The following is a 9,050-nucleotide window of genomic DNA, read 5'->3' as shown; positions in this document are numbered from 1 at the left end:
CACACACCCCCAACCGGCGCACCATCATCACCAAGACGAGTCAGTCACCCCGGACTGCGACGCATCCCGGACGGGCTGCTCCGTATCAGTGAATTCCATAGCCTCGGACTCAGCCGCGAGCCGTTCCGGCGAGCCGAGCGGCGCGAGAGAAACCCGCGGCGCCGCAGGCACCAAATCAAGGATATCGAGAGCACCAGGCGCAAGCTCGGAAAGCTTCGGAACCTGAGAGCTCTGCTCCTGCAGCGAAGCCGTCAATCCCGCGGTTTTGCGCTGCATTTCTGTGGTGGCATTCTGCGCGGCTTCGGTGACGGCTTTCGCGATCTCCGCATAGCTCAAGTCGCCGATATCGTCGGCAAAATGGGTTTCGATGACCGTGCCTTCGGCGTTGATCGACACCGTGACACGCTTGTTCGCCGCCGATCCCGTCGCGGTGAGCAGCATCCACTGCCGCTGCATATTCTCGATCGACTTCATTCCGGCCTGCACAGAATCGACCAGATCCGTCAACCGAGCCGCCGACATCTCCTCATTGTCCACGCCTGGCTCGCTCACTTCCGTAGCTTGCCCGCGCGCTCGAGTACTTCTCCCCTGCGCTCGAGCGCTTGCCTGGCGCGGTCGAGCGCTTCTCTGCTCTGCGACTGATCACGCACTTGCTCGTTGAATGCGCGTATATCCTTGTTGTACTCGAGTATTTGCCTATTGTGCTCTTCCATCGCGATGAGCTTCTTCTTGGCTTCCCCGAAAGCCGGCCCAAACCCCTCGGGACCGTTCGCGAAATCCTCATAGGACTTGAAGACCTCAACCTGGCTTTCATAGCCAGCGATCAGACCGTCATTCTTCTCGCCGTGAGCGATGGTGCGACCGGTCTCGCCGGTGCCCCAGCATCCCCAGTACTCCTTGAACACCGACTCCATCTCCACCTTGACCGCCTCGACCTCATCGGCGAGATCCACCATCTGGTCCTGGATCTTCCCCGCGTGCCCGCTTTTGAAGGCGAACGTATCGGCCATGGCACCCACCTCGATCTGTCAGGCTTAGCTATTTTGCACTATTTTTACATGAACCAACCCATGGGGGTTCCCACATGAGGGAACGATCAAACCCTCACCATGGTTCAACGGCGCATTCTTCCCCGCCGAGCACTGTCTGAATGCGGCATATGTTCACTCGCCGAATGCCACATCCAGACAGCTCGGGACCAGGTCAGGCGCGGGAACCTTGCCGTTCCTGGTAGCGCTGTTCGAAGCCTTCGACGAAGGTGGTCGGGGCGACGGACGAGGACGAGTGCTCCAGGACGCCGTCGTCGGCGATGTAGAAGATGGCCCGGCCGATCGCAATCTCGCCACGAGGAACCGGCACGTACACCATCCAGCCGCAGCTGAACCGGTCGGCGACCAACTGCTCCAGCGGATAGCCGGTGGTGTCCAGCTGACGCCCCTCGATGTACTTGCGAACCCGGAAGATGGCCTCTTCCTCCGGCATTCGCTCCGGCAGCGACATGACCACACCGGCCAGCGACAGCTGGTACATGGCGCCGTCGATGTCGTAGCGGCCGTCGTCGCCGAAGACGTTGGTCACCGTGTCCCTGGTGACCACACCGACTTCCGCGGCTGAGATCAGCGCCGCGGCGGCGGCACGCTGCGCGGCGGTGGGCTGCTGCGCAACCAGGCCCGCGACAATCCCCGCGACCGTGTCGGCGGTCCACACACCGGGTACCGCGGTGGCGCAGTGCTCCGCGGCCGGTGATTCGCCGCGATACCAGCGGCCGGCGTCCCACCAGTAGCAGAACGACATCAACCCGGTGGCAGCACGCGGGTTGAGCACCGGGTTGGCAACCCAATCCGGCGCTCCGGCATAGAAGTTCGGCATATCGGCGCCATCGTTGTAGGTGGCGTTCAGGTTCGGCGACTCCCATACGCCACCGGACAGCACTGCCCGCCCGTCAGGCAGCGAGTACAGCGTGGACCCGCCGCGGCGAGAGCTTTCGAACCAGCCCATCGACGGCATCACCCGTGGGCCCCAATCGGATCCGGCCGCGACGAACGACGCGGAGATCACCGCCCATCGCGCCCACATCTCCGGGAAGTCCGGAAATTCGTTCTCCGCCAACACCGGCCACACCCGGGCAGCCCGATCGGCGCGCGCGTCCTCGGCGGCGTCCTGCGGGGTTCGCGACTGCCGGTTGTTGTGGCCGACATAGGCTGCCAGCCATACCGGCAGGTCGTCGCGCGGATACTCGTCCAGGTCCGCCCGGTAGGCTTCCGGCTCGAACAGCTGACCGTCCGGGAACGGCTCGTCACCGAAGTCGTAATCGACCTCGAACTCGCCGTCCGCACTCAGCCGCAGCAACAGCCGCCACCACGGTTCACCGTCCTGCTCGGCCACCAGCGCACGCTGCTGCCGCACCAGCTCCAGCACCGCTGCCGGCGGCTCCACCCGCACCGACCGTTCGCCATCGGCGTAGACGACCTGCGCCACCTCGGACGCGACGGTCAGCGCGAACACCGCGTCCAACTGCTGCCACCCGGGCGGTCCCACCTCGGCGAGCCCGTCGGCGGCGCGGCGCGCCAGCACCTGCGCCTCGTCCTGCGGCTCGGAGGCTACTTCTTCGTCGGCAGCGTCCTCGACGGCCTCCGGCTCAGCGGGCTCCGCCGAATCATCCGGGGCGAGGCTGAAGCCCACATCCGGCGCCTCGGCTTTGTCCTCCGGGCCTGGGTTTTCCTTGTCTTGATCGCTCACTACTCAGATCCTGACCGCGCGTGTGATGCATTTACTGGAACCAAAACAGTACGAGAGAGGATTTTCGCGCCGTCTTCCGACCTCTTCGCCAGCCACTGGCCCCGAGCACGACGCCCTCCTCATCCACCGAACCAGTGGCCCAGTTTACATAGCCTGGCCAGGATATTTCCCAACAGAGGGAATGCGCGGACCCCGACCGGTTCGACCTCGGCGCGACGCGAAGAAGCCGGGGTCCGACGGCGCCCGGCCAGATCATTGCGATATTCCGGACACCGGGATACCGGAGTCTCCGGCCGCCGCCGAGATGACGATGGCCCGAACAACATAGGCGGCGCAAGCACGAACAATTTCGACAGCCACTGGCCCGAAGCACCGCCGATTCGCTCAAATCTCCAGCTGCAGGGTGACTGGACCGTCGTTCACCAGCTCGATCCGCATATGCGCGCCGAACCGACCGGTGGCGACCGTGGCGCCCAGTTCACGCAGTGCCTGCGCGAAGACATCGACGAGGGGTTCCGCGGTGGCGCCGGGAGCGGCCGCCGACCACGAGGGGCGCCTGCCCTTGGCGGTGTCCGCGTACAAGGTGAACTGACTGACCACCAGGATCGGCGCGCGTAGATCCGCGGCCGAGCGCTCGCCCTCCAGAATCCGCAGCCACCACACCTTGTCGGCCAACGCTTTCGCGGTCGCCGCGGTGTCGGAGTGCGTCACGCCGACCAGAACGAGCAGACCGTGCGGGACGCCTTGGCCCGCCGGGTCGATGCGACCGACCACTTGGTCGTCGACGGTCACCTGCGCCGAAGTCACGCGCTGCAAGAGGGCTCGCACGACTCCCGATCATGCCTTGCCCCAGAGCCTGAGCGGCCGCATGGGTGACCTGCGCCGGCGGACAGCAGCGAATCCAAGAACGACATCGCCGAACCGCACAGCGTCAACCTGGCCCGCGAGCGGAGCCGTTCGGCCCGGCGCCGGCTGGATGATACCGACCGCGTCGCCGTGCTGCCTCGACGCGCGGTGCACCACCGATGCGGCGTCAGTGTTCGAGTAGTTCTCGGAGCAGGAGTTCGGTCTTCGGGGTGAGCAGGTGGGGTGGGTAGTGCTGCGCAACGGAGTCGAGTGCTTCGTCGATGGTGCGGAAGCCGCAGAGCCGGTAGAGGAATTGCAGATCTTCGGCATCGCGCTCGATGCGGGCGGCAGCGGCTTTCATCGCGAATAGGTAGGGAGGAGAGGCGATACGGACGCTGATGCCCGGTTGTTCGAACAGGGTGGTGGCGTTCGGGTCCGGTCCGGGGAGAAAGCCTTTGACGGCGTCGTTGAGCCAGTCGTCGGCGAGGCCATGAGCGCGGGCGATGTCTTTGGCGGCGGCGTAGACAGTGTTCTTCGGTTCGAAGACAGCGTCGAGGTCGCGGGTCGCTCGACGGGTGCTGTAGGCGAGTGCCATGGCGCCGCCGCCGACGACGAACAGGTCGGCATGCTCCCCCTTGGCTGCCAGCGCGGAACCGAGATCGGTCAGTAACGCGATGATGGTGTCGCGGTCGAGCAGGCTCATACACTCACCAAGGACGAACGGTCGAGGAACACGCCTCGGTTGGCCAGTTCCGGTGGCGCCGAGACGAATGCGGCGATATCCAGGCCCGGTGTGGGCCGACCGAGGATGTCTTCGATGACGAACCAGAATCGTCGCAGGAAACGGCCGGGGGACGCAGCCCAGCCGGGGACGGGGAGTTCGGCGCGGTGGCTGACATATTCGGCGATGCCGCCCAGCAACGCGTCCCAGCGATGGTCGCCGACTGTGTCGGGTTCGCTCCCGATCGCCTGGCGAATCGTCGGATTGTCGAGGGGGGCGATGTCGTCAAGGAACTGGACGATCTGCCGCAGCGCCTCGCCGGCGCCCGCACCGGCAAGGGAAACGCGCACCTCGCCTGCGGTGCGGTCCAGTGACGGTATGGATCGGGTGGTCCGCGCATCGAGTTCGGCTCCGACTGCGTCGGCGTAGCGAGTCATCGTGCTCAGCCGAGGATCGGCAGCCCCGGATTCCAGCCGGGCGATGGCGGACTGGGTCGTCCCGATGCGTGCGGCCACGTCGGCTTGGGACAGGCCTCGCCGCAGGCGTGCGTCACGGAGATGGGTCAATAGATCCGGTGGCGTGGTCACACTCAAATTATAGCGTATACGCTATGACACCGGCTCGACCGAATCTGCTGTCGGCCGCCGCGGCAACACCGCCGATGGTGCCATCGCTGTTCTTCCGGTTGCACTCGTACTGCAACATGCCATCACCGCGGCTACCACGGGGGTCGACGTTGACACATTGCTGCACCATGCTGCGACGAGCACCCTGGCGAGGACCTGCCGGTGTGGCTGGCGGCAGACATGGGCCGCGGCGACCGGCAGTCGCGCACTCCGCAGCAGGCTGCCGAGTCGGCGCGAGCCGACCGGGCCGCGAAGGTGTGACCGCTATCGCGGTGTGCCTGTTGCTCGTTCGCTGCGCTCACTCCTGAACGGGCCTACCAGGCCGCGACGGATGCAGGTGCGCGCGGGCGGCAACCGTGACAGACTCGCTCAGAAAAGAAGCGTTGCGCGGGCCGCCGCGCGTTGGCGGAGGATCATGCTGGAAACGAGGATCGCGATGGATCTGGACGCGCTGGAGCGCCGGATCGGCGACGATCGGTATGCGGCCCTCGACCGTTCGGTCGAAGCCGATCTGCGGCTCGCCACCTCCCTCGGCGAACTCGCCAAGGGCCTGATCGCCACCAAGACCAATGGGTCGGTCCGGGATCGGACCAGGGAGGCGCTTGCGCCCGCCGAGGAAGCGGTGGCGATCCGCCTGCGCCTGCTCTCCAGGGGCCAGGTTCTGACGGCACGCCTCGCGGGCGAGCTGAATGATGCGCTCCGATCCTTCGAGCAGGCAGCGCGGCACAGCGGTCGCAGAGAACTCGCGACGACGACGATTCGCCGCGCATGCGACGTGTACCGGCACGTGGCCAGGGCACATCCGGAAGTCGCCGGTCCCTGCGCCGACGGGCTGTCCAAGTGTGGCGTCTGGCTGGGCAGGCTCGACCAGGGCGCCGCGGTGGCGGCGACCGAGGAGGCGGCCCGCATCCGCGCCGCACTCGCCGCAGCGAATCCGGACCTCTCCGGCAAGTACCTCGCCAGCCTGAGCACCCTGCTGCGGACGCTGATGGTCGGTCGCTCGCGCAAACAAGCCATCGCCATGTATCGCGAACGGTATTCGGTCCTGACCTCCACGAGCATGTCGATCCGATTGCGCGCGTGCGGGATTCAAGATCTGGATCTCACGCCCAAATCGCATCGCGCTCTACTCGAGCTGGGCTGCCGCACGCTCGAACAGGCCGGGCGGCTGACCCAGCAGCAGGTCATGTTCAAGTCCTCCGGCGACCTGTCGACCGTCGAGGAGATCAACTGGAAGTTGGCCCTGGTCGGCCTGCGACCGCTCACGCCGGGTGCGGAGCCGGACCCGCCTTCGATGCCGGTACAGATCGGCGCCACCTTCGGGGCGCTGAGCGTGTACTGCCCGGAACGCGACACCGTCGCCCAAGTGCGCGCCGCGATCATCGCGGCGTACGCAATCGACGACGCCTACCCTGTCGACCGTGACAGTTACCTCGGTGCGCACGGGGACAACTGGAAGATCGCCGATCCTCAGATGAATACCGCGAGCGCCCTCGGCGACGACATCGTGCTGATCGATCAGCCTTACGGCGGCTGGGTGACGGTGATGAGCCTGAACTGGGAGCTCACGCCGGTGGCGAAACATCCACTGGCACTGCGTCTTTCCCAGGACTGGCCGGTGGCGGCGATCACGGTCACCGAGAACGTGGCCTACGAGCTGTGCTGGTACGAGCACGGCGCGGCCACCCAGTATGCCGCGCTCGGCCGTCCGGCCGGGCAGGCCCCGCTCGACAAGCCGCTCGCGCCACTGGACTTCAAGACCCTCTCCGACTACAACGCCGACCGGGCGACCGAGACCAAGCTCCGTGCCGCCTTCGGCAACACGAAGATGTTCTCGAACCTCACCTACCTGCCCGACAGCGGCCTGCGGCAGATCAGCGTCACCACGCCACTGGCCGAGCACGGCGACCGGGCGCTGTTCTTCCGAACGGCGCCCTGAGCCGGGCCGCTGGATGTCGCGGCAGACGGGAATTCGCGCCGATCTACACCAGTCACCACTCTTTCCGGCCGCCTGAGCGCAGAAATTTTTCGAGAACAAATTGAACGGAATGTTTATCCCGTTCCATCGAGTGCTCTACTGAGACAGCGCCCGGACGGTGCGCCGGATCACAGCACCGACGCCGCAGCACCGACCGGACGGCCTGAGAAGACAGACGAAGCTAGCCGAGGCCCCATGGACCAAATGGCGTTAGCGGATACACCGACCGCACGATGCGCCTACTACCGACACACCTGCGATCTGCCCGCCGGAGTCCACCCCGAGATCGGCCGAATCGTCGTCCGGGCCGGCTTCGTCGGTGCGATCACGATGCCCGCCGCGCTCGGGCAGCAGGTCCGCGACGAACTCGCCCACCGCCGAATCGAATGGGGCCCGATCATTTCCCACGTGCGGTCCGGACGATGGACCTTCCTGATCCGCCCCGATCTATCCGACGACGTCCGGCTGTTCGCCGAACTGTTCCGTCTCAACGTGTCGATCGTGCCCAGCGGCGGCGAGATCGCACTGCCCTCCCCCGTCGATGCCCACGTCGAGTACCGGCGATGGATCGTGCCTCCGCAGAACGGTTTCCGCCCTTTCGGCTCGTCCATCGTCGAAACCGTCCGCTCGTGCATGAGAGCAGGGAAACGATAACGATGGCGTCCCTGCCCGCAAAACATCAAGTACTGCAAGCGTGCAGAGGCGAACTGTCGGAGGGTAACCCGCTGCTGCGCTGCGCGCACAAACTGACGACACTGCATGAGCGCAGGCTCGCCAGGGGCGATGCGGACACCGACGAGATCGACGCGTTGCGCGCGAGCCTGATCCGCGATATCGATCGCTGGATCACCGTGCAACTACCGCCCGCACACGGCGGCGCACACGTACACACCGAGACCCTCGGCGCCGTGATCGACCGCCTGGCCAAGTTCACCGCACACGCCTACGCGGCGCTCGCCAGCGCCTCCCACTGGGACCTCTGGGAGGCCTGGCAGCGCCTCGGCGAGCTCGCCGTCGGCTACGACGATCTGGCGGCCGAAGTCTGCGCGGGCATCCGGCGACTACCCGGCGCATCCTAAGGTCGGCCGCCGCGTGGCAGGCCGGAGACCGCCGAGGCGAATTCGACGTGGGGTGCCGCGCTCAGGCGTTGGCCGGCGCGGTACTCCCGGTAGCGGCGTGTCGCGACCAGGCGGAGGCCATAGGCGGTGATCTGCCAGTAGGTAGGGACCCTGTCGGTGCTGGAGATCCACCCGTCGTGGGTGAGGGATGTCGCGGCGGTCCGCGCAGTCGTCGCCGCGAGGCCCGTCCGCCTGCTCAGCTCCCGCGTCGTCATCGGCTCGCCCTGGGCGAGGGCGCCGAGCACCTCGGCTTGGTTCTCACTGAGTGCCATCTGATTTCCTTGGCAGTGCGCGCAGGCCGTCACGCACCCGTTCGAGCCGCTCCAGGGAGTTGCCGTATTTGGCATCCCTGAACAGCTCGACGGTTTCCTCTGGGGTGTAGGGCCATCCGTCGGCGCCGATGATCGACAGGGTGCCGTCGATGTGGCTTTGCCGGATGCCGATGGGCTCGTTGTCACGAGTCATGGTCGGCTCCATCTCCGGAGCCCATGATGTACGCCATCGCGCCGACGTACTGCCCGCACATGTGGCCGTAACCGGCGTGAATGTTGATGACGAACTGCGCCTGGTCCAGCGAACGGAATATGGGATCGCTGTGGCAGTTTCGGTGAAAGTGACGCCACTGCTCGGCGTCGGCGAGGGTGGTCACCGGACGGACCGCCACGGCTTGACGATCTTGGCTTCGATGAGGACGTCGAGTGCGGCAGCCTTGTCGGCGCACGTTTCGGTGTCGCAACCGATTCGGGTCTGCCACACCAGGTGTGCATCCTCCGGCGTGTACGGAGTATCCGGTGCGGGATGGCACGTCTCGGCGCTTCTCACGGGCCGATCGAAGATGCAGATAGTGCCGTAGAGGAGAGCGGCCACCGTGAAAGCGATCAGTAGAGCGATGGGCATTCGGTCTATACCCCTGGGCGCGTCGTGTGGGTGTTCCGTTGGTGGGCACCCGACGCCGGGGGAGTTCGGGGGCTCACCCCGGCGCCGCGTGCTGGATTCAGCGTGACCCGCGCAAGGGGGTTCGA

13 protein-coding genes are annotated in these 9,050 nt (G+C 66.1%); 3 read left to right on the top strand and 10 right to left on the bottom strand.

The window, feature by feature from the left end; genetic code table 11:
* Positions 1–27: 27 nt before the first annotated feature.
* The 6 genes from OH799_RS28725 to OH799_RS28700 all read right to left on the bottom strand — a co-directional run bounded on the left by OH799_RS28725 (position 28) and on the right by OH799_RS28700 (position 4,893).
* Positions 28–537: a YbaB/EbfC family nucleoid-associated protein gene (locus OH799_RS28725; RefSeq protein ID WP_406270357.1), complete on the bottom strand. Its 510-nt coding sequence runs from the start codon at positions 535–537 to the stop codon at positions 28–30.
* Between the two features lie 11 nt (positions 538–548).
* The gene (locus OH799_RS28720) at positions 549–1,010 is read right to left on the bottom strand and encodes a hypothetical protein (protein WP_406270355.1); all 462 of its coding nucleotides are present in this window, start codon (positions 1,008–1,010) and stop codon (positions 549–551) included.
* Positions 1,011–1,203: 193 nt separating this feature from the next.
* A complete protein-coding gene (locus tag OH799_RS28715; RefSeq protein WP_406270352.1) occupies positions 1,204–2,739 on the bottom strand; it encodes a hypothetical protein in 1,536 nt (511 codons plus the stop codon).
* A gap of 384 nt (positions 2,740–3,123) precedes the next feature.
* Positions 3,124–3,567, bottom strand: coding sequence for a D-aminoacyl-tRNA deacylase (gene dtd, locus OH799_RS28710; protein ID WP_406270349.1), 444 nt, complete (start codon positions 3,565–3,567; stop codon positions 3,124–3,126).
* Positions 3,568–3,772: 205 nt separating this feature from the next.
* Positions 3,773–4,288, bottom strand: a complete 516-nt coding sequence (locus OH799_RS28705; protein ID WP_406270346.1) for a hypothetical protein — start codon at positions 4,286–4,288, stop codon at positions 3,773–3,775.
* Positions 4,285–4,893, bottom strand: coding sequence for a helix-turn-helix domain-containing protein (locus OH799_RS28700; RefSeq protein ID WP_406270343.1), 609 nt, complete (start codon positions 4,891–4,893; stop codon positions 4,285–4,287). Before OH799_RS28700 ends, OH799_RS28705 begins: the two co-directional genes overlap by 4 nt.
* Before the next feature lie 454 nt (positions 4,894–5,347).
* Between OH799_RS28700 and OH799_RS28695 the strand changes: the two genes are divergently transcribed.
* The 3 genes from OH799_RS28695 (at position 5,348) to OH799_RS28685 (ending at position 7,989) form a co-directional block, all read left to right on the top strand.
* The gene (locus OH799_RS28695) at positions 5,348–6,871 is read left to right on the top strand and encodes a hypothetical protein (protein WP_406270340.1); all 1,524 of its coding nucleotides are present in this window, start codon (positions 5,348–5,350) and stop codon (positions 6,869–6,871) included.
* Between the two features lie 243 nt (positions 6,872–7,114).
* Positions 7,115–7,564, top strand: coding sequence for a DNA-directed RNA polymerase subunit beta (locus OH799_RS28690; protein WP_406270337.1), 450 nt, complete (start codon positions 7,115–7,117; stop codon positions 7,562–7,564).
* Between the two features lie 2 nt (positions 7,565–7,566).
* A complete protein-coding gene (locus tag OH799_RS28685; protein WP_406270334.1) occupies positions 7,567–7,989 on the top strand; it encodes a DUF4254 domain-containing protein in 423 nt (140 codons plus the stop codon).
* Here the strand turns inward: OH799_RS28685 and OH799_RS28680 are convergent.
* Genes OH799_RS28680 through OH799_RS28665 form a run of 4 tightly spaced genes read right to left on the bottom strand, consistent with a single transcriptional unit; the run spans position 7,986 to position 8,925 of the window.
* A complete protein-coding gene (locus tag OH799_RS28680; protein WP_406270331.1) occupies positions 7,986–8,300 on the bottom strand; it encodes a helix-turn-helix domain-containing protein in 315 nt (104 codons plus the stop codon). The two genes, OH799_RS28685 and OH799_RS28680, sit on opposite strands and share 4 nt — an antisense overlap.
* The gene (locus OH799_RS28675) at positions 8,287–8,493 is read right to left on the bottom strand and encodes a hypothetical protein (RefSeq protein ID WP_406270328.1); all 207 of its coding nucleotides are present in this window, start codon (positions 8,491–8,493) and stop codon (positions 8,287–8,289) included. The genes OH799_RS28680 and OH799_RS28675 overlap by 14 nt, the downstream gene beginning before the upstream one ends.
* Positions 8,483–8,692 (bottom strand): hypothetical protein, encoded by a 210-nt coding sequence (locus OH799_RS28670; protein WP_406270325.1) that lies wholly within the window; start codon positions 8,690–8,692, stop codon positions 8,483–8,485. The genes OH799_RS28675 and OH799_RS28670 overlap by 11 nt, the downstream gene beginning before the upstream one ends.
* Positions 8,674–8,925, bottom strand: coding sequence for a hypothetical protein (locus OH799_RS28665; RefSeq protein ID WP_406270322.1), 252 nt, complete (start codon positions 8,923–8,925; stop codon positions 8,674–8,676). The genes OH799_RS28670 and OH799_RS28665 overlap by 19 nt, the downstream gene beginning before the upstream one ends.
* Positions 8,926–9,050: the final 125 nt, after the last annotated feature.

Source organism: Nocardia sp. NBC_00881 (genome assembly GCF_045207455.1).
In the GTDB taxonomy this organism is placed as follows: Bacteria; Actinomycetota; Actinomycetes; order Mycobacteriales; family Mycobacteriaceae; genus Nocardia.
Note: the sequence above shows the minus strand (reverse complement) of the source record. Positions and strands in the feature narration are given on the sequence as shown.

Bases quoted from the DNA above. Each gene is read 5' to 3' on its own strand.
- OH799_RS28680 (WP_406270331.1), bottom strand. From the start codon at position 8,300: ATGGCACTCAGTGAGAACCAAGCCGAGGTGCTCGGCGCCCTCGCCCAG.
- OH799_RS28675 (WP_406270328.1), bottom strand. From the start codon at position 8,493: ATGACTCGTGACAACGAGCCCATCGGCATCCGGCAAAGCCACATCGAC.
- OH799_RS28695 (WP_406270340.1), top strand. From the start codon at position 5,348: ATGCTGGAAACGAGGATCGCGATGGATCTGGACGCGCTGGAGCGCCGG.
- OH799_RS28720 (WP_406270355.1), bottom strand. From the start codon at position 1,010: ATGGCCGATACGTTCGCCTTCAAAAGCGGGCACGCGGGGAAGATCCAG.
- OH799_RS28690 (WP_406270337.1), top strand. From the start codon at position 7,115: ATGGCGTTAGCGGATACACCGACCGCACGATGCGCCTACTACCGACAC.
- OH799_RS28705 (WP_406270346.1), bottom strand. From the start codon at position 4,288: ATGAGCCTGCTCGACCGCGACACCATCATCGCGTTACTGACCGATCTC.
- OH799_RS28665 (WP_406270322.1), bottom strand. From the start codon at position 8,925: ATGCCCATCGCTCTACTGATCGCTTTCACGGTGGCCGCTCTCCTCTAC.
- OH799_RS28685 (WP_406270334.1), top strand. From the start codon at position 7,567: ATGGCGTCCCTGCCCGCAAAACATCAAGTACTGCAAGCGTGCAGAGGC.